At 57.9% G+C, this 24,342-nt stretch carries 21 protein-coding genes and 1 pseudogene; 15 read left to right on the top strand and 7 right to left on the bottom strand.

Annotated elements, in window-relative coordinates:
* Positions 1–13: 13 nt before the first annotated feature.
* The 3 genes and pseudogenes from licT (at position 14) to LA04_RS17135 (ending at position 4,244) form a co-directional block, all read left to right on the top strand.
* On the top strand, positions 14–847 hold the full coding sequence (gene licT / locus LA04_RS17145; protein ID WP_032658940.1) for a BglG family transcription antiterminator LicT: 834 nt from the start codon (positions 14–16) through the stop codon (positions 845–847).
* A 23-nt stretch (positions 848–870) separates the two neighbouring features.
* Positions 871–2,837 (top strand): annotated as a pseudogene (gene bglF, locus LA04_RS17140) (PTS beta-glucoside transporter subunit IIABC).
* Positions 2,838–2,849: 12 nt separating this feature from the next.
* Positions 2,850–4,244 carry a glycoside hydrolase family 1 protein gene (locus LA04_RS17135; protein ID WP_047652509.1) on the top strand — a complete coding sequence of 465 codons (1,395 nt, stop codon included), beginning with the start codon at positions 2,850–2,852 and terminating at the stop codon, positions 4,242–4,244.
* A gap of 39 nt (positions 4,245–4,283) precedes the next feature.
* On the opposite strand, the gene yohP is transcribed toward LA04_RS17135, so the two are convergent.
* Positions 4,284–4,367 (bottom strand): small membrane protein YohP, encoded by an 84-nt coding sequence (gene yohP, locus LA04_RS25310; protein ID WP_015572324.1) that lies wholly within the window; start codon positions 4,365–4,367, stop codon positions 4,284–4,286.
* 203 nt (positions 4,368–4,570) lie between these two features.
* On the opposite strand from yohP, the gene mdtQ reads away from it, so the two are divergent.
* Together mdtQ and LA04_RS17125 are read left to right on the top strand one after the other, a co-directional pair.
* A complete protein-coding gene (mdtQ, locus tag LA04_RS17130; protein ID WP_047652508.1) occupies positions 4,571–5,989 on the top strand; it encodes a multidrug resistance outer membrane protein MdtQ in 1,419 nt (472 codons plus the stop codon).
* 50 nt (positions 5,990–6,039) lie between these two features.
* The gene (locus LA04_RS17125; protein WP_081957720.1) at positions 6,040–6,804 is read left to right on the top strand and encodes an SDR family oxidoreductase; all 765 of its coding nucleotides are present in this window, start codon (positions 6,040–6,042) and stop codon (positions 6,802–6,804) included.
* Positions 6,805–6,864: 60 nt separating this feature from the next.
* Here the strand turns inward: LA04_RS17125 and LA04_RS17120 are convergent, their stop codons facing one another.
* A complete protein-coding gene (locus LA04_RS17120; protein ID WP_032658928.1) occupies positions 6,865–7,437 on the bottom strand; it encodes a DedA family protein in 573 nt (190 codons plus the stop codon).
* 157 nt (positions 7,438–7,594) lie between these two features.
* Between LA04_RS17120 and LA04_RS17115 the strand changes: the two genes are divergently transcribed.
* Together LA04_RS17115 and pbpG are read left to right on the top strand one after the other, a co-directional pair.
* The gene (locus LA04_RS17115) at positions 7,595–8,182 is read left to right on the top strand and encodes a Yip1 family protein (RefSeq protein ID WP_033146018.1); all 588 of its coding nucleotides are present in this window, start codon (positions 7,595–7,597) and stop codon (positions 8,180–8,182) included.
* Positions 8,183–8,349: 167 nt separating this feature from the next.
* Entirely contained in the window at positions 8,350–9,273 is a 924-nt protein-coding gene (gene pbpG / locus LA04_RS17110) for a D-alanyl-D-alanine endopeptidase (RefSeq protein ID WP_047652507.1), read from the top strand.
* 93 nt (positions 9,274–9,366) lie between these two features.
* Here the strand turns inward: pbpG and LA04_RS17105 are convergent, their stop codons facing one another.
* The gene (locus tag LA04_RS17105; RefSeq protein ID WP_047652506.1) at positions 9,367–9,921 is read right to left on the bottom strand and encodes a GNAT family N-acetyltransferase; all 555 of its coding nucleotides are present in this window, start codon (positions 9,919–9,921) and stop codon (positions 9,367–9,369) included.
* Positions 9,922–10,033: 112 nt separating this feature from the next.
* Complete coding sequence (gene dld / locus LA04_RS17100) at positions 10,034–11,782, bottom strand: D-lactate dehydrogenase (protein ID WP_047652505.1); 1,749 nt, start codon at positions 11,780–11,782, stop codon at positions 10,034–10,036.
* A 189-nt stretch (positions 11,783–11,971) separates the two neighbouring features.
* Between dld and bglX the strand changes: the two genes are divergently transcribed.
* The 5 genes from bglX to LA04_RS17075 all read left to right on the top strand — a co-directional run bounded on the left by bglX (position 11,972) and on the right by LA04_RS17075 (position 18,166).
* A complete protein-coding gene (bglX, locus tag LA04_RS17095; protein ID WP_047652504.1) occupies positions 11,972–14,269 on the top strand; it encodes a beta-glucosidase BglX in 2,298 nt (765 codons plus the stop codon).
* A 145-nt stretch (positions 14,270–14,414) separates the two neighbouring features.
* Complete coding sequence (gene osmF, locus LA04_RS17090) at positions 14,415–15,332, top strand: glycine betaine ABC transporter substrate-binding protein OsmF (RefSeq protein ID WP_047652503.1); 918 nt, start codon at positions 14,415–14,417, stop codon at positions 15,330–15,332.
* 12 nt (positions 15,333–15,344) lie between these two features.
* Positions 15,345–16,502 carry an ABC transporter permease gene (locus LA04_RS17085; RefSeq protein ID WP_047652502.1) on the top strand — a complete coding sequence of 386 codons (1,158 nt, stop codon included), beginning with the start codon at positions 15,345–15,347 and terminating at the stop codon, positions 16,500–16,502.
* A complete protein-coding gene (locus tag LA04_RS17080; RefSeq protein WP_047652501.1) occupies positions 16,495–17,445 on the top strand; it encodes an ABC transporter ATP-binding protein in 951 nt (316 codons plus the stop codon). The genes LA04_RS17085 and LA04_RS17080 overlap by 8 nt, the downstream gene beginning before the upstream one ends.
* The gene (locus LA04_RS17075; RefSeq protein ID WP_047652500.1) at positions 17,429–18,166 is read left to right on the top strand and encodes an ABC transporter permease; all 738 of its coding nucleotides are present in this window, start codon (positions 17,429–17,431) and stop codon (positions 18,164–18,166) included. Before LA04_RS17080 ends, LA04_RS17075 begins: the two co-directional genes overlap by 17 nt.
* On the opposite strand, the gene LA04_RS24160 is transcribed toward LA04_RS17075, so the two are convergent.
* Both LA04_RS24160 and mlrA read right to left on the bottom strand, forming a co-directional pair.
* Positions 18,141–18,254 carry a protein YohO gene (locus LA04_RS24160; protein ID WP_008500895.1) on the bottom strand — a complete coding sequence of 38 codons (114 nt, stop codon included), beginning with the start codon at positions 18,252–18,254 and terminating at the stop codon, positions 18,141–18,143. The genes LA04_RS17075 and LA04_RS24160 overlap by 26 nt on opposite strands.
* Before the next feature lie 69 nt (positions 18,255–18,323).
* Entirely contained in the window at positions 18,324–19,064 is a 741-nt protein-coding gene (gene mlrA, locus LA04_RS17070) for an HTH-type transcriptional regulator MlrA (RefSeq protein WP_047652499.1), read from the bottom strand.
* Positions 19,065–19,281: 217 nt separating this feature from the next.
* Between mlrA and LA04_RS17065 the strand changes: the two genes are divergently transcribed.
* From LA04_RS17065 to LA04_RS17055, 3 genes are read left to right on the top strand one after another with little or no spacing between them, the layout of a single operon-like run.
* Entirely contained in the window at positions 19,282–20,967 is a 1,686-nt protein-coding gene (locus tag LA04_RS17065; RefSeq protein ID WP_047652498.1) for a sensor histidine kinase, read from the top strand.
* On the top strand, positions 20,961–21,680 hold the full coding sequence (btsR, locus tag LA04_RS17060; protein ID WP_047652497.1) for a two-component system response regulator BtsR: 720 nt from the start codon (positions 20,961–20,963) through the stop codon (positions 21,678–21,680). The genes LA04_RS17065 and btsR overlap by 7 nt, the downstream gene beginning before the upstream one ends.
* Before the next feature lie 46 nt (positions 21,681–21,726).
* Positions 21,727–22,197: a DUF1456 family protein gene (locus LA04_RS17055; protein WP_047652496.1), complete on the top strand. Its 471-nt coding sequence runs from the start codon at positions 21,727–21,729 to the stop codon at positions 22,195–22,197.
* A gap of 31 nt (positions 22,198–22,228) precedes the next feature.
* Here the strand turns inward: LA04_RS17055 and metG are convergent, their stop codons facing one another.
* Complete coding sequence (metG, locus tag LA04_RS17050) at positions 22,229–24,262, bottom strand: methionine--tRNA ligase (protein WP_047652495.1); 2,034 nt, start codon at positions 24,260–24,262, stop codon at positions 22,229–22,231.
* Between the last annotated feature and the right edge of the window lie 80 nt (positions 24,263–24,342).

The following is a 24,342-nucleotide window of genomic DNA, read 5'->3' as shown; positions in this document are numbered from 1 at the left end:
TTCTGGGGTTCAGATGAAAATCGCCAAGATACTCAATAATAACGTGGTGGTTGTTCAGGATGAGCGCGGGCGCGAACAGGTGGTGATGGGCCGTGGGCTGGCCTTTCAGAAGCGCGTCGGTGAAGCGCTGGATACCGCGTTGGTTGAAAAGGTGTTTGCGTTACAAAGCGATGAGCTGGTGCGTCGACTCGGGGAGTTGCTGAGTCAAATTCCGCTGGAGGTGATGACCACCTGCGACCGCATCATCGGGCTGGCGGCGCAGCGGCTGGGCAAGCTGCAGGAGAGTTTGTATATCACCCTCACCGACCACTGCTACTTTGCGATTGAGCGGCAGAAGAACGGGCTGGCCATCAAAAACGTGCTGCTGTGGGATATTAAACGGCTGTATCCGAAGGAGTTCGAACTAGGGCAGGAGGCGAGGGCCATTATCGCCAGACGACTTAACGTCGAGCTAGAGGAGGATGAGGCCGGGTTTATCGCGCTGCATCTGGTCACCGCGCAGCTGAACAGCGAAATGCCGGAAGTGATGCACGTGACGAGGGTGATGCAGGAGATCCTGCAGCTGGTGAAGTATCAGCTACAGCTTGAGTACGATGAAGACTCGCTCAGCTATCAGCGTTTTGTCACCCACCTGAAGTTTTTTGCCCAGCGGATGCTCACCCGCACCGTGGTGGAAGATGACGATGTCTCGCTGCATACGGCAGTAAAAGACAACTATGCGAAAGCGTGGAAATGCGCCGAGAAAATCGCCCAGCACCTGAACAAAAGCTATCAGCGTGAGCTGACAACCGAAGAAATTATGTTCCTCGCCATTCATATCGAGCGGGTGAGAAAAGAGGGGCGTTAAGCCTCAAACAGGATTGTTACTGCATCACGCAGGCAAAACCTGAGCGCGGCCTTCGTCAGAAGGTCGTTCTCGGGTTTTTTTATTTTTTGTACTCAGTCAACAGGTGCCTGCGGGCATCGGATGTAAGGAAATCGAGATGGAATACCAGGCTTTAGCGAAGGATATTCTCGGCCACGTTGGCGGAAAAGAGAACATCGTCAGTCTTGTACACTGCGCGACCCGGCTTCGCTTCAAACTGAAAGAGAATCAACGGGCGGATGCGGAAGGGCTGAAGAAAAACCCGGGCGTCATCATGGTGGTCGAAAGCGGCGGCCAGTTCCAGGTAGTGATTGGCAACCACGTCCACGACGTCTGGCAGGCGGTGCGCAATGAGGCAGGCCTTACCGATGACGCGCCCGTCGTGGAAGAGAAGGGAGAAAAAGGGAATCTGCTGGGCCGCCTGATTGACATCGTCTCCGGGATCTTCACCCCGTTTATCGGCATTCTCGCGGCCTCCGGTATTCTGAAAGGGCTGCTGGCGCTGGCGGTGGTCTGCGGCTGGCTCACCACCGAAAGCGGCACCTATAAAATCTGGTTCGCCGCCAGCGACGCGCTGTTCTTCTTCTTCCCGCTGGTGCTGGGCTATACCGCCGGGAAAAAATTCGGCGGCAACCCGTTTATTACCATGGTGATCGGCGGGGCGCTCACTCATCCGATGATGATTGCGGCGTTTAACGCCAGCCAGCAGCCGGGCGCGGTATCGGACGCCTTTTTGGGCATTCCTGTCACCTGGTTTAACTACAGCTCGTCGGTGATCCCAATTATTCTCGCCTCGTGGGTGAGCTGCTGGCTGGAAAAACAGAGCACCAGGCTGCTGCCGTCCTCGATGAAAAACTTCTTCGCGCCGCTGATCTGTCTGGGCGTGACCGTGCCGCTGACTTTCCTCGTTATCGGGCCGCTGGCGACCTGGCTGAGCCAGATGCTGGCGAACGGCTATCAGAGCATCTACATTCTGGCACCGTGGCTGGCGGGCGCGGCGATGGGCGCGCTGTGGCAGGTCTGCGTTATTTTTGGCCTGCACTGGGGGCTGGTGCCGCTGATGATTAACAACCTGGCGGTGCTGGGGCATGACTCCATGCTGCCAATGCTGTTGCCCGCGGTGTTTGGTCAGGTAGGGGCAGCGCTGGGGATCTTCCTGCGTACCCGCGATGCCCGTCAGAAAATGCTGGCCGGGTCGTCCGTTACGGCAGGGATTTGCGGTATCACCGAACCCGCTGTGTATGGCGTAAACCTGCCGCTGCGCCGCCCGTTTATTTTTGGCTGCGTGGCGGGAGCAATCGGCGGCGCGATTGTCGGCTTCAGCGATACCCACGTTTACTCCTTCGGCTTCGCCAATATCTTTACCATCGCCCAGATGATTCCGCCGGGTGGGGTAAACGCCACGCTGTGGGGCGGCGTGATCGGCACCGCGGTAGCGCTGGTGCTGAGCTGCGGCCTGACGCTGGTGGCGGGCATGCCGGGACGCGCAGCGCCCGAGGCGGTTACGCCAGCGGGTGAAAACGATGTGCTGGCACCGATGACCGGCACCGTTCTGGCGCTCGACCAGGTGCCGGATACCACGTTTGCCAGCGGCCTGCTTGGCAGCGGTGCCGCGATTATTCCCTCCGATAACAAAGTGGTGGCCCCGTTTGCCGGCGTGGTGGCCTCGCTGTTTCAGACCAAACACGCCATCGGCCTGCTCAGCGACAGCGGTATTGAAGTGTTAATCCACGTGGGGATCGACACCGTGAAGCTCGACGGCAAGCCGTTTACCGCCCACGTGAAGGTGGGCGACAGGGTGCAGCCGGGCGACCTGCTGCTGGAGTTTGATCGTCAGGCGATTATCGATGCCGGATATGACCTGGCGACGCCGATCATTATCAGTAACAGCGATGAGTATCGTGACGTGGTGACCGTGGCGGCAACATCCGTCAATGCCGGTGCGCCGTTACTCAGCGTAAGCCATCAATAACAGGAGAACGTGATGAAAACTTTCCCGGACGATTTTTTTTGGGGCGGCGCGGTTGCCGCGAATCAGGTAGAAGGCGCGTATCTGGAGGAGGGGAAAGGGCTATCCACCTCAGACGTTCAGCCGCAGGGCGTCTTCGGCCCGGTGGTTGAACGCGTGGCGGGCGACAGCGGCATCAAGGATGTCGCCATCGACTTCTATCATCGCTACCCGGAAGACATCAAACTGTTCGCTGAGATGGGCTTTAGCTGCCTGCGCGTCTCCATTGCCTGGACCCGCATTTTTCCGAACGGCGACGAGCAGCAGCCTAACGAAGCGGGGCTGGCATTTTACGACCGGCTGTTTGACGAGCTGGCCGCGCACAATATCACCCCGCTGGTGACGCTGTCGCATTACGAAATGCCGTGGGGGCTGGTGAAGCAGTACGGCGGGTGGGGCAGCCGCCAGACCATTGGGTTCTTCGAGCGCTACGCCCGTACCGTGTTTGCGCGCTACAAGGAGAAGGTGAAGCTCTGGCTGACCTTCAACGAGATCAACATGTCCCTGCACGCGCCGATGACCGGCGTGGGCCTGCCGGCAACCAGCAGCAAAGGGGAGGTGTACCAGGCGATCCATCATCAGCTGGTGGCCAGCGCGCTGGCGGTGAAGGCCTGCCACGAGATTATCCCGGATGCCAGAATCGGCAACATGCTGCTGGGCGGCCTGATGTATCCGCTGACCTGCAAGCCGGAAGATGTTCTGGAGACGCTGCAGGAAAACCGCGCGTGGCAATTCTTTGGTGACGTGCAGTGCCGTGGCGCCTATCCGGGCTATATGCAGCGCTTCTTCCGCGACAGCGGGATTCAGCTTGAGGTAACGGATGCCGATCGCGAGGCGCTGAAATCGACCGTTGATTTTATCTCCTTCAGCTACTACATGACGGGCTGCGTCACCGCGGATGAGGCCCTCAACCAGCAGGCGCGCGGCAACATCCTGAGCATGGTGCCAAACCCGCATCTGGCCAGTTCTGAATGGGGCTGGCAGATTGACCCCATCGGCCTGCGCACCCTGTTGAACGTGCTCTGGGATCGCTATCAAAAGCCGTTGTTTATTGTGGAAAATGGCCTCGGGGCGAAGGATAAACCGGATGCGAACGGCGTGGTGCAGGATGACTATCGCATCAGCTACCTTAACGACCACCTGGTGCAGGTGCGTGAAGCCATTGACGACGGCGTTGAGGTGATGGGGTATACCAGCTGGGGGCCAATCGACCTGGTGAGCGCGTCTAAAGCTGAACTTTCTAAGCGCTACGGCTTTATTTACGTCGATCGCGATGACAGCGGTAACGGCACGCTGGCGCGCAGCCGTAAGAAAAGTTTCTACTGGTATAAAGAGGTTATTGCCACAAAAGGCGCTTCGCTGAAAGACTGATATTAAAGCCGTTGCCCGGCTCAGAGCCGGGCAAATGAATCAGAAAATCATCTTGAATACGCCGGTAACCACTAAGAGCCCTATCAGAAATATAATTAAAATAACCCACAGTAATATTTTCATTCCTTTCTCCCGCTCATGTATGTCCTGAATAAGTGTAGCAGCGTATTTATATTTGGCGTGAATGCATTGAATTTAATCATTCTCTTCGGGAATAAATTTCCGGGTATTAAAATGTATGACAATTTGCGGATTGCCACGCGTTACTAAAAAAATGAGCGACATCGAGCGTAACGTGCGCCTTTATTTTTTGAGTGTATGGCGTCATGAAACGTTCTCTTATTTTATCTCTGAGTGCTCCCTTCGCTTTTATTCTGGCAGCCTGTGCGCCTGAACATGCCACGGTATCTCCCGTTAAAACGCAAACCGCTGCGGCGTCGGTGAATACGGTTCTGAATCATCAGGACTGGCCGAAGAATGAGTGGTGGAAAGCGTATAACGATCCCCAGCTTAACGGGCTGATTGCAAAAGCGTTGAGCGATGCGCCGGATATGCAGATTGCCCGCCAGCGCATAACGCTTGCCGAAGCCCAGGCCAAAGCCGCAATGGCCGCTGACGGTCCGCAGATTGATTTTTCCGCCGATGCGGAACGCCAGAAAATGTCCGCCGAAGGGCTGATGGGGCCTTTTGCCCTTACCGACCCGGCTGCAGGCACCACCGGGCCGTGGTACACCAACGGCACCTTTGGCCTGACCGCAGGCTGGGAGCTCGATCTGTGGGGGAAAAATCGCGCCCGGGTCGAGGCCCGGATTGGCAAAGTGAATGCGCAAAAAGCGGAACTGGAGCAAACCCGCCAGCTGCTGGCCAGCAGCGTGGCGCGGCTCTACTGGGAGTGGCAAACTCAGGCCGCCGCGGGGGAGGTTCTCGCGCAGATCAAACATGAGCAGGACAATATTATCGGCGCCGACCGCGAGCTGTATCAGCACGGGATCACCTCCTCCGTGGAAGGGGTGGAAACCGATATCAACGCCAACAAAACCGAAGAACAGCTGGCAGAAGTCAACGGGAAGATGAAAGCCGTTGAGGCGCGTCTGGTCGCGCTGACGAATTCTTCCTCCGTAACGCTTACGCGGCATGCGCTGCCGACGGTAGAGGCCTCGTTACCGCCGACGCTCGGTTATGAACTGCTGGCACGCCGTCCGGATCTTCAGGAGGCGCACTGGTACATCGAAGCCTCCATGAGCGAGGTGGAGGCCGCCAGAGCGGCTTTCTATCCTGACGTGAACCTGATGGCGTTCTTACAGCAGGATGCCCTCCATCTGAGCGATCTGTTTCGCGCTTCAGCGCAGCAGATGGGCGTGACCGCCGGGCTGACGCTGCCGATCTTCGACAGCGGCAGGCTGAACGCCAGCCTGGATATCGCCCAGGCGCAGAACAATCTCTCGGTCGCGAACTACAACAAAGCGGTGGTCGAAGCGGTCAATCAGGTGGCGCGCACGGCCAGCGAAGTCGAAACGCTGACGGCGAAGAACCGCCATCAGCAGCAGGTCGAAAAAGATGCGGCGCGGGTTGTGGCGCTGGCGCAGGCGCGTTTCAGCGCGGGGATTGTTGCGGGCTCCCGGGTCAGTGAAGCCAGAATACCGGCCCTCAGGGAAGACCTCGCCGGACTGTTGCTGAAAGGCCAGTATATCGACGCCACGCTGCAGCTCACGTCGGCGCTGGGCGGCGGCTATCATCATGGCTAAAAATGGTCATTATCTATACTTACCTCTTTGCAGTTTTTCAGGAGGTGAGTATGACCAGAGTAGCGATAGTGACCGCATCGGATTCCGGGATTGGTAAAACCACGGCGCTGATGCTCGCAGAGCGCGGTTTTGATATTGGCGTCACCTGGCACTCGGATGAAAAAGGGGCGCTGGAAACCTGCCGCGAAGTTGAGGCGCAGGGGCAGCGCGCAGAGGCTATCCATCTTGATTTAAGCACGCTGCCGGAAGGCGCAAAGGCTATTGAAACGCTGATTGCGCGTTTTGGTCGGCTGGACGTGCTGGTTAACAATGCCGGAGCGATGACCAAAGCGCCGTTCCTTGAGATGCCGTTTGACGACTGGCGGAACATTTTCACCGTCGACGTGGACGGCGCGTTTCTCTGCTCACAAATTGCCGCCCGGCAGATGGTGAAGCAGGGGAAAGGTGGGCGGATTGTGAACATTACCTCGGTGCATGAGCACACGCCGCTGCCGGAGGCCAGCGCCTACACGGCGGCAAAACACGCGCTCGGCGGGTTAACCAAATCCATGGCGATGGAACTGGTTAAGCACAACATTCTGGTGAACGCCGTCGCGCCGGGCGCCATTGCCACACCGATGAACGACATGGACGACAGCGAAGTGAAGGAAGGCTCAATGCCTGAGATCCCGCTGGCGCGGCCGGGCCACACCAAAGAGATTGCCAGCCTGGTGGCGTGGCTGTGCGACAGCGACGCCAGCTACACGACGGGGCAATCGTTTATTGTCGACGGGGGCTTTATGCTGGCGAACCCGCAGTTTAAGCCGGAGGGGTAGGTTACTTTCTCCCTCTTCCTGTGGGAGAGGGTTAGGGTGCGGGCATCAGGCCGCGCCCGGCTACTCCTCATCCCGCGTCTTTTCCCGATGCTTCAGCCACAGCCTGACCCCAATCACCGCCACCACCACCAGAATCAACCACGCCCAGTGCTTCAGGTGCTGGTCGAGATTATGCAGCCACGGGCCAATCACTTCGCCCCCGACGTAGCCGAGCGTCGTAAAGATCAGCGCCCAGGCTATCGCACCAAGAACATTGAGCGGCAGGAAAATTTTTGGCGGCAGATGGCTGGCGCCAATCAGTATCGGCCCGATAATGCGAAAGCCATACATAAAGCGCGTGCCGATGACGAACAGATAGGGATGACGTTGAATGAGCCGTTGAGCGCGGCGGATTTTCTTCTGATGCTTTGCGAAACGCTTAAGCAACGTGGGCCCGAAGCGCAGCCCGAGAAAGTAGAGCAGCTGATCGCCAATCATTCCGCCGAGCGCGACCGCTGCGACGACCAGCGGGAATTTCAGCAATCCCTGATGCGCGGCGACGCCGCCTAACAGCGTGATGGTTTCACCTTCCGCCACGCTACCGACGACCAGCGCGGCATATCCATATTGTTCAATGAGTGCGTTAATATCCATTACGTAAATGTTATCTCCCTCAGCATACCTCGTTTAATCATATACCCCATGAATCAACAGCGGGGAAATCAACGGAAATTTCCCACTGTACATAAAATAATCTAAAGCCTGCATTATACTTAAGGTATCGCTGACGGGCCGACAACAAGGGGGCGCTATGAACCATGTCTGGGGACTTTTCTCCCATCCCGATCGTGAAATGCATGTCATTAAAAGTGAGAACGAAACGGTCTCGCATCATTACACGCACCACGTGCTGCTGATGGCGGCGGTGCCGGTAATATGCGCTTTTATCGGAACAACACAAATCGGCTGGAACTTCGGTGACGGTACCGTGGTTCAGCTTTCCTGGTTTACCGGACTCTATCTGGCCATCGTTTTTTATGGCCTGATGCTGGCGGGTGTGGCGATAATGGGCCGCGTCATTCACTGGATGGCGCGTAACTACCCGCAACGTCCATCGCTGGCGCACTGTATGGTCTTTGCCGGATATGTCGCGACCCCGCTGTTCTTAAGCGGTATTGTTGCGCTCTATCCACTGGTCTGGCTGTGCGCGCTGATCGGTACCATTGCCCTCTTTTACACCGGGTATCTGCTGTATCTGGGGGTTCCAACCTTCCTGAATATCAATAAAGAAGAAGGCCTGAGTTTTTCCAGTTCAACGCTCGCCATCGGGGTGCTGGTGCTGGAGGCGCTACTGGCGCTGACGGTTATTCTTTGGGGTTACGGATACCGTCTCTTCTGAGTTCACTGCATTGCTGGCGTAAATGCCAGCAATGCAGCATCTGTTCACGATTATCCGCTGGCGACAACGCCCGGTGACCGCTATGATGCCGAAGCCAGCCTGTGTTTATCCGTTGATACAGGCGGTGTACGTCATGACGTGCGTGAATAATTATCAGAAGTCTCACCATGCTGAAATTCCGAGTCTCTTTACTTAGCCTGGCGCTGTTGCTGGGCGCGTCTGCTGCCGTGCCGGCCGTCGCTAAAACGCCCGCGGTGACCGCCGCCACTGCTCAGCCGCAAATTGCGTCCGGCAGCGCGATGATTGTCGATCTCAACACCAATAAGGTGATCTACGCCAGCCATCCGGACCTGGTGCGCCCGATCGCCTCAATTACCAAATTAATGACCGCGATGGTGGTGCTTGATGCCCATCTGCCGCTGGACGAAAAATTGAAAGTGGATATCAGCCACACGCCGGAGATGAAGGGGATCTACTCCCGCGTGCGCCTGAACAGTGAGATCAGCCGTAAGTATATGCTGCTGCTGGCGCTGATGTCGTCTGAAAACCGCGCGGCGGCGAGCCTGGCGCACCACTATCCGGGCGGCTATGACGCCTTTATCCGCGCGATGAACGCGAAAGCCAAAGCGCTGGGGATGACCAATACGCACTACGTTGAACCGACGGGTCTGTCGATCAACAACGTCTCCACGGCCCGCGATCTGACGAAACTGCTGATTGCCAGCAAACAGTATCCGCTGATTGGTCAGCTCAGCACCACGCGTGAGGATATGGCGACGTTCTCTAACCCGTCCTATACGCTGCCGTTCCGCAACACTAACCATCTGGTATACCGCGATAACTGGAACATTCAGCTAACGAAAACCGGCTTTACCAACGCGGCAGGACACTGTCTGGTGATGCGCACCGTGTTTAACGGTAAGCCGGTGGCGCTGGTGGTGATGGATGCCTTCGGCAAATATACCCACTTCGCGGACGCGAGCCGCCTGCGTACCTGGATTGAAACCGGGAAAGTGCAGCCCGTTCCGGCCGCAGCATTGACGTATAAAAAGCAGAAAGCGGAACAGATGGCGACGGCGCAGAACGATTGAGTCGTTTGTGCGCGCTGATGCCCTCACCCCGACCCTCTCCCACAGGGAGAGGGAGAAAACACAAAAAACGGTAACCCAGTTACCGTTTTGCTTTTATTCCGGCAGCGTCCAATCCCCGTCGTTGAGCGAGCGCTGCATAATCACCGTATCCCGCCAGTCGCCTTTCTTATAGCCCACGCTACGCAGCTGACCGACAATCACGAAGCCATGCTTTTTATGCAGCCGCAATGAGCCGGCATTATTGTTGCCATCTCCCACCACGGCAATCATCTGCCGCCACGGCCCTTGCTCGCATCGTTCAATTAGCGCATCCATCAGTGCCGAGCCAAAACCGCGCCCGGTGATGCTGGCATCCACGTAAATCGACTCTTCCAGGGTATAGCGGTAGGCGTGTCGCGGGCGGTAAGGCGTGGCGTAGCAGTAGCCCACCACGATGCCGCGATAGAGCGCAATAAGCCATGGTAAACCGTTCTCAGCCACGCTTTTCATACGCTGACGCATTTCGTCGATGGTGGGGGGGACTTCTTCAAATGACGCGCGCCCGTGCAGCACATGCCAGGCATAGATCGCGGCGATGGCATGCACATCATCGGGAAGGGCATCGCGCACTTCCAGTTCGGTCTCGGATAAAACATCAATAGCCGACATGATGTGCCCGCTCCTCGTTATAGAAAGCCGGAGAAACGTTTCTCCGGCATCAGAAAGATACTCTATTACGATTAAGGCGCGCTAAACAATCTCTCAAATTTGGCTGTAGGAATTAATCAGACGCTTGCGTTATGCGCTGCTCCGCGTCTGCCTCTTCTTTCCAGTATTTCTTCCGCGTTGTTTTACCAATGCCGGGATTCATGCTGTTTGTAGGGTCATTCTCGCGATAAAACTGCTTAAGTGCGTCAGGGGCTTTATAAAGATGCCCGACGTTATGTTCCGCAGGATATTGTGCGCCGCGTTCACGCAGCAGGGCGAGCATCTGCTCCTTCAGTTCGTGTGCATCGACCCCTTTTTTGACGATGTAATCCTGATGGAAGACATAACACATAAAGTGGCCGTAATAGAGCTTATGCACCAGCTTGCCGTCGATTTCCGGCGGGAGGTGCTCAAACCACTCGGTGTCGTTACGGCGCAGGGCGATATCCAGCGCCAGAATATCTTCCACCTCTTCCGAATGCACCGCCTGATAACGGATGGCGGCGCCTGCGGCGGCAAAACGGTGCAGGAACGCTTTGCTGCCCTCTTCAGGCGTACAGGCAAAGAAATCCCCTTCGGCGGTTTTGAAGAACTCGGTCAGCCAGCTCTGCGCTTCGGCAATTCCGTCCCCGGCCATTTTCAGAAGCAGGTGATGTTCGTACTTATCGCGCCAGGTTTTCATCCGCTCCGGCAGATGCGCCGGGAAAACGTTGCCCAGCTTCTGCATAAAGCGGTCGGTGAAGTGCGGTTTGAACAGCGACACTTTCTCCAGCATCGCGTCGGTGCGTCCCTTCATGGTGAAGAAGAACGGCATTTTGTCGGTGCCGAGTTTGTCGATCATCAGGAACGTATCTTTGCCGTAGCGCTCGGCGATGTCGTAAATGTCCCGGTGCATGTACTCGCCCGCCACCGGCAGATGGGTAAATTCGCCCAGAATATGACGACGAATTTCGGTCAGAACGTCAGGCTGATTGGTACCGATGTAAAACACCTGCTGCTTTTTCTCCGCCGGGAAGGTATCGAGGCGCACGGCAAAAACGGCAAGCTTCCCGGCGCAGCCGGAGGATTCAAACAGGCGGTCCGGGTCGGCGTTGTAGCGCGCCGGCGTATCGGCGTCGATATCCCGCACGCGGGTCACGTAGTCGTGATCGTGCGCGTGGCGGCCGTCGTGCTGCACGTCTTCGTCCTTCACGCGATCGTCGTCAAGCTTGCTGAGGATCTGTTCCGGCGTCGCGCCGAGATCGATTCCCAGGTGGTTCACCAGCGTCAGCTTGCCGTTTTCGTCAATACGGGCAAACAGCGACATCTCGGTATAGGCCGGGCCGCGCTGCACCAGCGAGCCGCCGGAGTTGTTGCAAATTCCGCCAACCACCGAGGCGCCAATGCAGGAGGAGCCAATCACCGAGTGCGGCTCACGGCCCAGCGGCTTAAGCGCTTTTTCGAGGGAATAGAGCGTCGTGCCGGGGAACGCGAGCACCTGCTCGCCTTTGTCCAGCAGGTGCAGCTTGTCGAGGCGCAGGGTGCTGATAATCACGATGTCGCGATCGTAATCGTTGCCGTTCGGCGTGGAGCCTTCGGTGAGGCCGGTGTTGGCCGCCTGCATTAAAATAATCTTGTCGGCCGCGACGCAGGCGCTCAGCACGCGCCACAGCTCCAGCAGCGTGCCGGGGAAGACCACCGCCAGCGCCTCGCCCTGACCGGAGCGGAAACCTTTGCGGTAGCGGGCGGTTTTGGCCGGGTCGGTAAGCAGGTGAGAGGAGCCAACCAGGCGCGACAGTTCGTTAATAAAAGCCGTGTTATCGTTTGTTCGAACAGAAGACATCTTCCACTCCTTGTGGTGGGGCAAATTTCTCGCTGTAAAGCATAGCGCGATTAACTGTTAAGCGGTCGAGTATTCACGAGAAAAATCAGAGAATAACCCTGCAACGTTCAGAGGGTTTGTGGCACACTGCGCTTTTCGCACGGTATGGCCGAGATCGTCCGGCGGTTATTGATGAGAGAGTAAAACGACATGAAATGGCTATGTTCTGTAGGTGTCGCCGTCAGCCTGGCGCTGCAACCTGCGCTGGCAGAGGATTTGTTTGGTAATCACCCGCTCACGCCTGAAGCACGGGACGCGTTTGTCACTGAATTGCTCAAAAAAATGACGGTCGATGAGAAAATCGGCCAGCTGCGTCTTATTAGCGTCGGCCCGGATAACCCGAAAGAGGCCATCCGCGAGATGATCAAAGACGGGCAGGTAGGGGCCATCTTTAATACCGTCACCCGCCAGGATATCCGCAAGATGCAGGATCAGGTGATGGATCTCAGCCGCCTGAAAATTCCGCTGTTCTTCGCCTATGACGTAGTGCACGGCCAGCGTACCGTCTTCCCGATTAGCCTCGGCTTAGCCTCTTCCTTTAACCTCGACGCGGTGAAAACCGTCGGGCGCGTGTCGGCTTATGAAGCGGCGGACGACGGCCTGAACATGACCTGGGCGCCAATGGTGGACGTCTCGCGCGATCCGCGCTGGGGCCGCGGCTCGGAAGGCTTTGGTGAGGATACGTATTTAACCTCCACGATGGGTAAAACCATGGTGGAAGCGATGCAGGGCAAAAGCCCGGCGGACCGCTACTCGGTGATGACCAGCGTCAAACACTTCGCGGCCTATGGCGCGGTTGAAGGCGGGAAAGAGTACAACACCGTGGACATGAGCCCGCAGCGCCTGTTCAACGACTACATGCCGCCGTACAAGGCTGGTCTGGACGCGGGCAGCGGCGCGGTGATGGTGGCGCTGAACTCGCTGAACGGCACGCCTGCGACCTCTGATTCCTGGCTGCTGAAAGACGTGCTGCGCGACCAGTGGGGCTTTAAGGGCATCACCGTTTCTGACCACGGCGCGATTAAAGAGCTGATCAAACACGGCACGGCGTCCGATCCGGAAGACGCGGTGCGCGTGGCGCTCAAGTCTGGCATCAACATGAGCATGAGCGACGAGTACTACAGCAAATACCTGCCGGGTCTGGTGAAGAGCGGCAAGGTCACGATGGCGGAGTTGGACGATGCCGCGCGCCACGTGCTGAACGTGAAATATGACATGGGTCTGTTTAACGATCCTTACAGCCACCTGGGTCCGAAAGACTCTGACCCGGCAGATACCAACGCCGAAAGCCGCCTGCACCGCAAAGAAGCGCGTGACGTGGCGCGCGAAAGCCTGGTGCTGCTGAAAAACCGCCTCGATACGCTGCCGCTGAAAAAATCCGGCACTATTGCCGTGGTGGGCCCGCTGGCCGACAGCAAGCGCGACGTGATGGGCAGCTGGTCTGCCGCAGGCGTGGCCGACCAGTCCGTGACCGTGCTGACCGGGATTAAGAGTGCCGTGGGTGATAACGCGAAAGTGGTGTACGCCAAAGGGGCGAACGTCACCAACGATAAAGACATCGTCACCTTCCTCAATCAGTACGAGGAAGCGGTGAAGGTCGATCCGCGCACGCCGAAGGAGATGATCGACGAGGCGGTGAATACCGCGAAACAGTCTGATGTGGTTGTCGCGGTCGTGGGCGAAGCGCAGGGTATGGCGCACGAGGCCTCCAGCCGTACCGACATCACCATCCCGCAGAGCCAGCGCGATCTGATCGCTGCCCTGAAAGCCACCGGCAAGCCGCTGGTGCTGGTGCTGATGAACGGGCGTCCGCTGGCGCTGGTGAAAGAGGACCAGCAGGCTGACGCCATTCTGGAAACCTGGTTTGCCGGTACCGAAGGCGGTAACGCCATCGCCGACGTGCTGTTTGGTGATTACAACCCGTCGGGCAAGCTGCCGATGTCCTTCCCGCGCTCCGTCGGGCAGTTCCCGGTGTACTACAGCCACCTGAACACCGGTCGCCCGTATAACGCCGACAAGCCGAACAAGTACACGTCCCGTTACTTCGACGAAGCTAACGGCCCGCTGTATCCGTTTGGTTACGGCCTGAGCTACACCACCTTCAAGGTTTCTGACGTGAAAATGTCGGCGCCGACCCTGAAGCGTGACGGCAAAGTTACCGCCAGCGTTGAGGTGACCAACACTGGCAAGCGCGAAGGGGCAACGGTGATTCAGATGTACGTCCAGGATGTCACCGCCTCGATGAGCCGTCCTGTTAAGCAGCTGCGCGGCTTCGAGAAGGTCAATCTGAAGCCTGGCGAAACCCAAACCATCAGCTTCCCGATTGACGTGGACGCGCTGAAGTTCTGGAACCAGCAGATGAAATACGATGCGGAGCCAGGCAAGTTTAACGTCTTTATCGGGGTGGACTCCGCCCGCGTGAATAAAGGCGAGTTCGAGCTGCTGTAACCTTCCTTCCTTTGCATCCCCCGGTTTCCGGGGGATGCGTCTTACCTTATGCTAAAAAGGCATTTTGCCGGGTAAATCCGCCGTTTTAAGCTACGCTTTTCTCTCAAGCCTCTGAAAAAGGCGATAAAAAAATGAGGACAGCGGAATGACGATTAAAACGGGGATGGTAGCTTCTGCGGCGCTACTCGCAGCGCTAAGCCTGCCGCTACAGGCGGCGGAGCCGGTAAAAGTGGGCTCAAAGATCGATACCGAAGGTGCGCTGCTCGGCAATATTATTTTGCAGGTGCTTGAAAGCCACGGCGTGAAAACCGTCAATAAAGTTCAGCTGGGCACCACGCCCGTCGTGCGCGGGGCGATCACCTCCGGCGAGCTGGATATCTATCCGGAATACACCGGCAACGGGGCATTCTTCTTCAAAGATGAAAACGATCCGGCATGGAAAAACGCCAAAGCCGGGTATGAGAAAGTCAAAAAACTCGACGCGGAACAGAACAAGCTGGTCTGGCTGACGCCGGCCCCGGCCAACAACACCTGGACTATCGCCGTGCGCAAGGACGTGGCGGAGAAAGGTAAGCTGACGTCTCTGGCGGATCTCAGCCGCTATCTGAAAGAGAAGGGCGACTTTAAGCTTGCTGCATCCGCGGAGTTTATCGAGCGTCCTGACGCGCTCCCGGCGTTTGAAAAAGCCTACGACTTCAAGCTCGACCAGGCGCAGCTGCTCTCGCTGGCGGGCGGGGATACGGCGGTAACCATTAAGGCGGCGGCGCAGCAAACTTCCGGTGTTAACGCGGCAATGGCCTACGGCACCGACGGCCCGGTGGCGGCGCTCGGCCTGCAAACCCTGACCGATCCTAAAGGCGTACAGCCGATTTACGCCCCGACTCCGGTCGTGCGTGAGGCGGTGCTGAAAGCCTATCCGGAGATTGCCGACTGGCTCAAACCCGTCTTCGAAAAACTGGATGAAAAAACGCTGCAACAGCTGAATGCCAGCATTGCCGTCGAGGGGCTGGATGCCAAAAAAGTGGCCGCCGACTTCCTGAAACAACAAGGGCTTGTGAAGTAACGGGAAAGGGCTGTGCCAATAAAATGTCATAACCGCGTCCTGCTGCTGCTGGCCTGCGTGGCCATCGCGGCAGCCGCGCTGCCGTTTGTGAATGTCGCACCTAACCGCCTGATGTCAGGGGAAGGGCGCTATCTCTGGGAAGTGTGGGCATTCACGCCGTGGTTGCTGGCGGCGTCGCTGGGCGCGTGGGTTGCGCTATCGCTCTGGCAAGGGCGCACGGCGCAGTGGCTGACGCTGCTCCTCTCTGAAGGGCTCTTCATCGTGCTGTTCTGGAGCGCCGGGCTGGCGGCGACGCATATGGCGTCGGCGGAAAGTCCGCTGGCGAGAACCACAATAGGAAGCGGCCTCTGGCTGTGGCTGGCGCTCTGTCTGCTGGCCAGCAGCGACGCTATTCGTCGACTTATCTCCAGCGCCGTCTGGCGCTGGGTGCTCAACGCGCAGATATGGTGTATTCCCTTGTTCCTGCTGTTCAGCGGTGAGCTGAACAATCTCTCGCTGCTGAAAGAGTACGCCAACCGTCAGGAGGTGTTTGATGATGCCCTCGCGCAGCACCTGACGATCCTTTTTGGCATGCTGATCCCGGCTCTGCTGGTCGGGATACCGCTCGGCATGTGGTGCTATCGCCATCCTTCACGCCAGGGTGGGGTTTTTACCGTCCTCAACATTATCCAGACCATTCCCTCCGTCGCGCTGTTTGGCCTGCTGATTGCGCCGCTGGCCGGGCTGGTGAAGTCGTTTCCGGTGCTGGGAACGCTCGGCATAGCCGGAACGGGGTTAACGCCCGCGCTTATCGCGCTGGTGCTGTATGCGCTGCTGCCGCTGGTGCGCGGCGTGGTCGCGGGGCTGAGTCAGGTCGCGCCGGATGTTCTTGAAAGCGCCCATGCGATGGGGATGAGCGCACGGCAGTGTTTTTGGAAAATTCAGCTGCCGCTGGCGCTGCCCCTGCTGCTGCGCAGCCTGCGGGTGGTGGCGGTACAAACCGTCGGCATGGCGGTGATTGCGGCGCTGATTGGCGCGGGAGGCTTTGGCGCGCTGGTGTTCCAGGGGCTGCTCAGCAGTGCCCTCGATCTGGTGTTACTGGGCGTGGTGCCCACGATTGCGCTGGCGGTTGTCGTCGACGCGCTGTTTGCCTTATGGCTCGCGCTGCTCAGGAGAAGAGCCAATGATTGAATTTCACGATGTCAGTAAAACCTTCGCCGGTCACCCGGCGGCGAGCCACCTGAACCTGAACTTTGCCGAGGGCGCGTTTTCCGTGCTGATTGGCACCTCTGGGTCGGGCAAGTCCACCACGCTGAAGATGATCAACCGTCTGGTTGAGCATGATAGCGGGCTGATCCGCTTTGCCGGAGAAGAGATCCGCAGCCTGCCGGTGCTGGAGCTGCGTCGGCGGATGGGCTATGCCATTCAGTCTATCGGCCTGTTTCCCCACTGGACGGTGGCGCAGAACATCGCCACCGTGCTGCAGCTGGAGAAATGGTCGCGAGCAAAAATCGCTGACCGGGTGGATGAGCTGATGTCGCTGCTGGGGTTAGAGCCCGCGCTGCGCGATCGCTATCCGCACCAGCTTTCCGGAGGCCAGCAGCAGCGCGTGGGCGTGGCGCGCGCGCTGGCGGCCAACCCGCAGGTGCTGCTGATGGATGAACCCTTCGGCGCGCTGGATCCGGTCACGCGCGGGGCGCTGCAGGCGGAGATGACCCGCATTCACCGCATTCTCGGACGCACGATCGTTCTCGTGACGCACGATATTGATGAAGCCCTGCGCCTGGCCGACCATCTGGTGCTGATGGATCATGGCGAAGTGGTGCAGCAGGGCTCGCCGCTTGAGCTATTAACATGGCCGAAGAACGACTTTGTGCGCGAGTTTTTTGGCCGCAGCGAGCTGGGCGTGAGGCTGCTCTCCCTGCGCACGGTCAGCGATTATATGCGTCGGGAGGAGGTGCCGGTGAGCGGCGAACCGCTGCAGGCGCAGATGAGCCTGCGGGATGCCCTCTCGGCGTTCGTCGCGCGCCAGTGCGAGGTATTGCCCGTCTCTGACTCGCGCGGTACGCCGTGCGGAACCTTACATTTTCGCGATCTGCTGGCCGGGGAGGTGACGCGTGAAGGCACTGCGTGATCCGCTCCTCTGGCTGGTAGCGCTCTTTGTCGCCTTACTGTTTCTGATGCCCCACAGCGCGGTGCTGTTTAACAGCCTCTTTCCCGGGCTGCCGCGGCCGGTGTATCAGCAGGAGAGCTTTATTAATCTCGCCCTGGCGCATCTCTGGCTGGTGGCGCTCTCAAGCGCCATCGCGGTTGTGCTGGGCGTGGGGGCGGGCATCGCGGTCACGCGGCCTGCGGGCAAGGAGTTTCGTCCGCTGGTGGAGACGATAGCGGCGATTGGCCAGACGTTTCCCCCGGTGGCTGTGCTGGCGATAGCGGTTCCAGTGATGGGCTTTGGTCAGCAGCCCGCCATTATTGCGCTGATTTTATACGGCGTATTGCCGGTACTGCAGGGCACGCTGGCGGGCCTCGCGGCGGTACCGGCGTCAGTGCTGAGTGTGGCAGAAGGGATGGGGATGAGTCGCGGCCAGCGGCTGCGCAAGGTTGAACTCCCGCTTGCGGCGCCGGTTATCATTGCCGGGATCCGCACATCGGTGATTATCAACATCGGGACGGCGACCATTGCGTCTACGGTCGGTGCCAATACGCTGGGAACGCCGATTATTATCGGCCTGAGCGGGTTTAATACGGCTTATATCGTGCAGGGGGCGGTGCTGGTCGCGCTGGCGGCAATCGTCGTCGATCGCCTTTTTGAGCGGCTGGCGCTGTACCTCAGCCGACACCGCCGCGAACAATAAACGAGTATCCTGCCAGCATCACGCCGCCGATACCGCTCACGGCCATCAGGACAAAAAGGGTAATAATGGCCAGTTTGGTTGCCTTCATCATGTGCTCCTGTTGTTAACGGAACAATTATACGGTGAAGCGCAGCTGTTAATGAACCATTAAATGCCGTTATGGCTCATCCGGGCCAAGGGAATATACCGGGTAACCATTCTCTCGCCATTGTGTCAGCAGCAGCTGCTGCGTGGTGGAGGGCACTTCCCCACACCAGACCAGCAGGGTCTGACCGTCGAAAAACTCAGGCTTAAGCTGCGCCAGGGAATGCGCCAGGACATCCACGCGCCAGCCCTTCTGGGTCGCAATCCACGCTTCCAGCCACAGGCGGGTGGTATCGTGCACGTTCCAGCCGACCACCAGCGCATCTTTTCCGGCTTTGTTCTTCGCCGAGGCAAGGCAGACGGCAATGTAGTTGATCAGCACCCCGTCGAGCAGGCTGAGCAGCGCCTGCAGGGTGGACTGCTGGCACTGCAGGCGTCGACGGAGCGGAATGAAAAGATGGGAGATCAGCGTCTGTGCCGGATAGTCTCGGCCCTGCTCTTTTATCCATCCGCGCAGGCGCTGAAGATTGCCCGCCTGCAGAAGCCGAAGCAGGGTTTCCTGCTGTTCGCGCCAGAGGTGCTGCGTGTCAGGATCGTCGTGGCTCAACAGGGATTTCACTTTCCCGACCTGCACTCCGTTGTCGATCCAGCTTTTTATTTCGCGGATACGGTCGATATCGGCCTCATTAAAGAGGCGATGCCCACCGTCCGTTCTTTGCGGTTTGAGCAATCCATACCGTCGCTGCCACGCCCGTAGGGTAACGGGATTGATATCACAAAGGAGTGCCACTTCACCTATCGTGTAAAGCGCCATATTCGCCCCCTGGCTTACGCGTCCCCAGCTTAACTGTAGACCCACTTTGGCGAACCAGGAAGAATTGATTGATTTTTGAACAAACAATGCGAAGCATGCGCGATATTTAGAAAAATGTGTGATAACGGGCACGATTTTGCGCTTTTTTGGGATGCTTCAAAGAAAGTAAACCCGCATCAGTGTATGTTACGCGTTTTTAGCGTGTGCGGTTTTGAGTATGTACGAGTTTAATCTGGTGCTGCTGTTGCTTCAGCAGATGTGCGTGTTTCTGGTCATCGCCTGGCTGATGAGCAAAACGCGCCTGTTTATCCCGCTGATGCAGGTCACCGTACGTCTGCCGCATAAGCTGCTCTGCTACGTCACCTTCTCTATTTTCTGCATCATGGGGACTTATTTTGGTCTCCATATCGAAGACTCTATTGCCAATACGCGCGCTATCGGCGCGGTGATGGGCGGGCTGCTGGGCGGTCCCGTCGTCGGCGGCCTTGTCGGCTTAACCGGGGGGCTGCATCGCTATTCCATGGGCGGGATGACGGCGCTCAGCTGCATGATCTCGACGATCGTGGAAGGGCTGCTCGGCGGGCTGGTGCACAGTTATATGATCAAACGCGGCCGCCCTGATAAAGTCTTTAGCCCGCTTACCGCCGGTGCCATTACCTTTGTGGCCGAAATGGCGCAGATGGCGATCATACTGCTGATTGCCCGTCCGTTTGACGATGCGCTGCACCTGGTCAGCAGCATTGCCGCCCCGATGATGGTGACCAACACCGTGGGGGCGGCGCTGTTTATGCGCATTCTGCTCGACAAGCGCGCCATGTTCGAAAAGTACACCTCGGCTTTTTCCGCCACGGCGCTGAAGGTCGCCGCCTCGACCGAAGGGATCCTGCGCCAGGGCTTTAACGAAGAGAACAGCATGAAGGTCGCGCAGGTGCTTTACAAGGAGCTGGATATCGGCGCGGTGGCCATCACCGACCGCGAGCGGCTGCTGGCCTTCACCGGCACCGGGGACGATCACCATCTGCCGGGTAAACCCATCTCTTCAGCCTATACGCTGCGCGCCATTGAAACCGGTGAGGTGGTGTATGCCGACGGAAACGAAGTGCCTTACCGCTGCTCGCTGCATCCGCAGTGCAAGCTGGGCTCCACGCTGGTGATTCCGCTGCGCGGGGAAAATCAGCGGGTGATGGGAACCATCAAGCTGTATGAGGCCAAAAACCGTCTGTTCAGCTCCATCAACCGCACGCTGGGAGAGGGGATAGCCCAGCTGCTGTCCGCGCAAATCCTTGCCGGGCAGTATGAGCGGCAGAAAGCCCTGTTGACGCAGTCCGAAATTAAGCTTCTGCATGCCCAGGTCAATCCGCATTTCCTGTTTAATGCCCTCAACACGCTCAAAGCGGTGATCCGCCGCGACAGCGATCAGGCCGCGCAGCTGGTGCAATTTCTGTCGACCTTTTTCCGCAAGAACCTGAAACGGCCTTCTGAGATCGTGACCCTCGCCGATGAGATTGAGCACGTGAATGCCTATCTGCAGATTGAGCAGGCGCGTTTCCAGTCGCGCCTGCAGGTGTCGCTCTCCGTTCCGGACGAGCTGGCGTATCAGCATCTCCCGGCCTTTACCCTGCAGCCTATTGTGGAAAACGCCATCAAGCACGGTACATCTCAGCTGCTGGGAACGGGGGAGATAACCATTGCCGCCAGCCGTTTCAACAACCATCTGGTATTGGATATTGAAGATAATGCCGGGCTTTACCAGCCTTCCGCCTCCGGCGGTTTAGGGATGAGCCTGGTGGATAAACGCCTGCACGCCCATTTTGGCGACGATTGCGGCATTACCGTCGCCTGCGAGCCCGACCAATTTACCCGTATTACCGTACGACTGCCGCTGGAGGAAAACGCATGTTAAGAGTGCTGATTGTGGATGACGAGCCGCTGGCACGGGAAAACCTGCGCGTTCTGCTGCAGGAGCAGCCGGATATTGAGATTGTGGGAGAGTGTGCGAACGCGATTGAGGCCATCGGCGCGGTGCACAAGCTGCGCCCGGACGTGCTGTTTCTCGATATTCAGATGCCCCGCATCAGCGGGCTGGAGATGGTCGGTATGCTTGACCCGGAGCATCGCCCGTACATCGTGTTTCTGACGGCGTTTGATGAATACGCCGTTAAGGCCTTTGAGGAGCACGCGTTTGACTATTTACTCAAGCCGATTGAAGAGAAGCGTCTGGAAAAAACGCTCACTCGTTTACGCCAGGAGCGCACCGTGCAGGACGTCACGCTGCTGCCGGAGAACCAGCAGCCGCTGAAGTTTATCCCCTGTACCGGACACAGCCGGATCTATCTGCTGCAGATGGATGATGTGGCGTTCGTCAGCAGCCGACTGAGCGGGGTGTTTGTTACCAGCGCGGAAGGGAACGAAGGGTTTACCGAGCTGACCCTGCGCACGCTGGAGAGCCGCACGCCGCTGCTCCGCTGCCACCGCCAGTATCTTGTAAATATGGCGCACCTGAAGGAGATCCGCCTGGAAGATAACGGCCAGGCCGAGCTGGTGCTGCGTGCCGGGCAAACGGTACCCGTCAGCCGTCGCTATCTCAAGAGTTTGAAAGAGGCGATTGGCCTGTAAAGCTGGTACACTGCGCGCCATTGCATCATCGACATTCGAAGGCTCTATGCTAAGTAACGATATTCTTCGTAGCCTGCGCTACACCCTGAAAGCGAACAATAACGACATGGTGCGCATTCTTGCGCTGTCCGACATGGAATCCACGTCTGCGAGTTTTGACACGTGGATGACCAAAGAAGACGAAGAGGGCTTTGTCCGCTGCCCTGACATCATTCTGTCGGGTTTCCTTAATGGCCTGATTTACGATAAGCGTGGCAAGGATCCCTCCGCGCCTGAGCTGGCGCTGGAGCGTCGGGTGAACAACAACACGGTGCTGAAAAAGCTGCGTATCGCGTTTTCGCTGAAAACGGACGATATTGTGGCGATCATGACGGAGCAAAAATACCGCGTATCCGTGCCGGAAGTGACCGCCATGATGCGCGCGCCGGATCATAAAAACTACCGTGAGTGCGGCGATCAGTTTCTGCGTAATTTCCTGCGCGGGCTGACCCACCGGGTGCATCACCCGAAACCATAAAAAAAGCCGGAGATTATCTCCGGCTTTTTTGTTATTTCACCTGCTGGCCAGGCTTCGCGCCTTCGTCAGGGCTTAACAGGAAGATATCTTTCCCGCCAGGGCCTGCGGCCATCACCATCCCCTCGGAGATGCCGAAGCGCATTTTGCGCGGCGCCAGGTTCGCCACCATCACGGTCTGACGACCGATCAGCACCTGCGGGTCCGGATACGCAGAACGGATGCCGGAGAAGACGTTACGCTTCTCGCCGCCCAGATCCAGCGTCAGGCGCAGCAGCTTGTCAGAACCTTCCACGAATTCCGCGTTTTCGATCAGCGCCACGCGCAGGTCGACTTTGGCGAAATCGTCAAAGGTAATGGTTTCCTGAATCGGATCGTCTGCCAGCGGGCCGGTGACCGGTGCCGCAGCCGCTTTAACCTCTTCTTTAGACGCTTCCACCAGGGCTTCAACCTGCTTCATCTCGATGCGGTTGTACAGCGCCTTAAAGGTGTTCACCTTGTGGCCGAGCAGCGGCTGCTGGATTGCATCCCAGGTCAGTTCGGTGTTCAGGAACGCTTCAGCACGGGCTGCCAGCTGCGGCAGAACCGGCTTCAGGTAGGTCATCAGCACGCGGAACAGGTTGATGCCCATGGAGCAGATGGCCTGCAGATCGGCATCGCGACCTTCCTGTTTCGCGACAACCCACGGTGCCTGTTCGTCCACATAGCGGTTTGCCAGGTCGGCCAGAGCCATGATTTCGCGCACGGCTTTACCGAACTCACGGGTTTCCCACGCGTCGCCAATGGTGGCTGCCGCGTCGGTAAAGGTTTTGTACAGGGCTGGGTCAGCCAGTTCAGCCGCCATCACGCCGTCAAAACGTTTGGCGATAAAGCCCGCGTTTCGGGAGGCGAGGTTCACCACCTTGTTGACGATGTCCGCGTTCACGCGCTGCACGAAATCTTCCAGGTTCAGGTCGATATCGTCGATGCGGGAAGAGAGCTTCGCGGTGTAGTAGTAGCGCAGGCTGTCCGCGTCGAAGTGGTTCAGCCAGGTGCTGGCCTTAATGAACGTCCCGCGGGACTTGGACATCTTCGCGCCGTTCACCGTCACGTAGCCGTGAACAAACAGGTTGGTTGGCTTGCGGAAGTTGCTGCCTTCCAGCATTGCCGGCCAGAACAGGCTGTGGAAGTAAACGATGTCTTTACCGATGAAGTGGTACAGCTCGGCAGTGGAATCTTTCTTCCAGTATTCGTCGAAGCTGACGGTGTCGCCACGCTTGTCGCACAGGTTCTTGAAAGAGCCCATGTAGCCGATTGGCGCGTCCAGCCAGACGTAGAAGTATTTGCCCGGCGCGTTCGGGATTTCAAAGCCGAAGTACGGCGCATCGCGGGAGATATCCCACTGCTGCAGGCCGGATTCGAACCACTCCTGCATTTTGTTCGCCACCTGTTCCTGCAGCGCGCCGCTGCGGGTCCACGCCTGCAGCATTTCGCTGAAGGACGGCAGGTCGAAGAAGAAGTGCTCGGAGTCACGCATCACAGGCGTGGCGCCGGAAACCACGGATTTCGGCTCGATAAGCTCGGTCGGGCTGTAGGTTGCGCCGCACACTTCGCAGTTATCGCCGTACTGGTCCGGGGATTTACATTTCGGGCAGGTGCCTTTGACGAAACGGTCCGGCAGGAACATGCCTTTTTCCGGATCGTACAGCTGAGAGATGGTGCGGTTTTTGATAAAACCGTTCTCTTTCAGACGGGTGTAGATCAGCTCAGACAGCTCGCGATTTTCGTCGCTGTGCGTGGAGTGATAGTTGTCATAGCTGATGTCAAAGCCAGCAAAATCGGTCTGATGCTCCTGACTCATTTCGGCAATCATCTGCTCCGGGGAGATCCCCAGCTGCTGCGCTTTCAGCATGATCGGCGTGCCGTGAGCATCGTCCGCACAGATGAAGTTAACCTCGTGGCCGCGCATTCGCTGGTAACGGACCCAGACATCAGCCTGGATATGCTCCAGCATGTGGCCGAGGTGGATTGAGCCGTTGGCGTACGGCAGTGCGCACGTTACCAGAATTTTCTTCGCGACTTGAGTCATAGTAGGCATTACTTCTTTTAACTGTGAAAAGGGTTTTTGATATTACCAAAAGGGGCATTATTAAGTAAGCACAAACCACG

Source organism: Enterobacter sp. UCD-UG_FMILLET (assembly GCF_000762975.1).
GTDB classification, from domain to species: Bacteria; Pseudomonadota; Gammaproteobacteria; order Enterobacterales; family Enterobacteriaceae; genus Enterobacter; species Enterobacter dykesii.
The sequence above is the reverse complement of the archived record's forward strand: the minus strand, read 5'-3'. Positions and strand labels throughout refer to the sequence as shown.

What these genes read in the sequence shown, in the direction of transcription:
- LA04_RS17135 (WP_047652509.1), top strand. Translation starts at nt 2,850, where the DNA reads ATGAAAACTTTCCCGGACGATTTTTTTTGGGGCGGCGCGGTTGCCGCG.
- pbpG (WP_047652507.1), top strand. Translation starts at nt 8,350, where the DNA reads ATGCTGAAATTCCGAGTCTCTTTACTTAGCCTGGCGCTGTTGCTGGGC.
- LA04_RS17065 (WP_047652498.1), top strand. Translation starts at nt 19,282, where the DNA reads ATGTACGAGTTTAATCTGGTGCTGCTGTTGCTTCAGCAGATGTGCGTG.
- yohP (WP_015572324.1), bottom strand. Translation starts at nt 4,367, where the DNA reads ATGAAAATATTACTGTGGGTTATTTTAATTATATTTCTGATAGGGCTC.
- dld (WP_047652505.1), bottom strand. Translation starts at nt 11,782, where the DNA reads ATGTCTTCTGTTCGAACAAACGATAACACGGCTTTTATTAACGAACTG.
- LA04_RS17125 (WP_081957720.1), top strand. Translation starts at nt 6,040, where the DNA reads ATGACCAGAGTAGCGATAGTGACCGCATCGGATTCCGGGATTGGTAAA.
- licT (WP_032658940.1), top strand. Translation starts at nt 14, where the DNA reads ATGAAAATCGCCAAGATACTCAATAATAACGTGGTGGTTGTTCAGGAT.
- metG (WP_047652495.1), bottom strand. Translation starts at nt 24,262, where the DNA reads ATGACTCAAGTCGCGAAGAAAATTCTGGTAACGTGCGCACTGCCGTAC.
- LA04_RS17120 (WP_032658928.1), bottom strand. Translation starts at nt 7,437, where the DNA reads ATGGATATTAACGCACTCATTGAACAATATGGATATGCCGCGCTGGTC.
- osmF (WP_047652503.1), top strand. Translation starts at nt 14,415, where the DNA reads ATGACGATTAAAACGGGGATGGTAGCTTCTGCGGCGCTACTCGCAGCG.
- mdtQ (WP_047652508.1), top strand. Translation starts at nt 4,571, where the DNA reads ATGAAACGTTCTCTTATTTTATCTCTGAGTGCTCCCTTCGCTTTTATT.
- bglX (WP_047652504.1), top strand. Translation starts at nt 11,972, where the DNA reads ATGAAATGGCTATGTTCTGTAGGTGTCGCCGTCAGCCTGGCGCTGCAA.
- btsR (WP_047652497.1), top strand. Translation starts at nt 20,961, where the DNA reads ATGTTAAGAGTGCTGATTGTGGATGACGAGCCGCTGGCACGGGAAAAC.
- LA04_RS17105 (WP_047652506.1), bottom strand. Translation starts at nt 9,921, where the DNA reads ATGTCGGCTATTGATGTTTTATCCGAGACCGAACTGGAAGTGCGCGAT.
- mlrA (WP_047652499.1), bottom strand. Translation starts at nt 19,064, where the DNA reads ATGGCGCTTTACACGATAGGTGAAGTGGCACTCCTTTGTGATATCAAT.
- LA04_RS17080 (WP_047652501.1), top strand. Translation starts at nt 16,495, where the DNA reads ATGATTGAATTTCACGATGTCAGTAAAACCTTCGCCGGTCACCCGGCG.
- LA04_RS24160 (WP_008500895.1), bottom strand. Translation starts at nt 18,254, where the DNA reads ATGAAGGCAACCAAACTGGCCATTATTACCCTTTTTGTCCTGATGGCC.
- LA04_RS17115 (WP_033146018.1), top strand. Translation starts at nt 7,595, where the DNA reads ATGAACCATGTCTGGGGACTTTTCTCCCATCCCGATCGTGAAATGCAT.
- LA04_RS17055 (WP_047652496.1), top strand. Translation starts at nt 21,727, where the DNA reads ATGCTAAGTAACGATATTCTTCGTAGCCTGCGCTACACCCTGAAAGCG.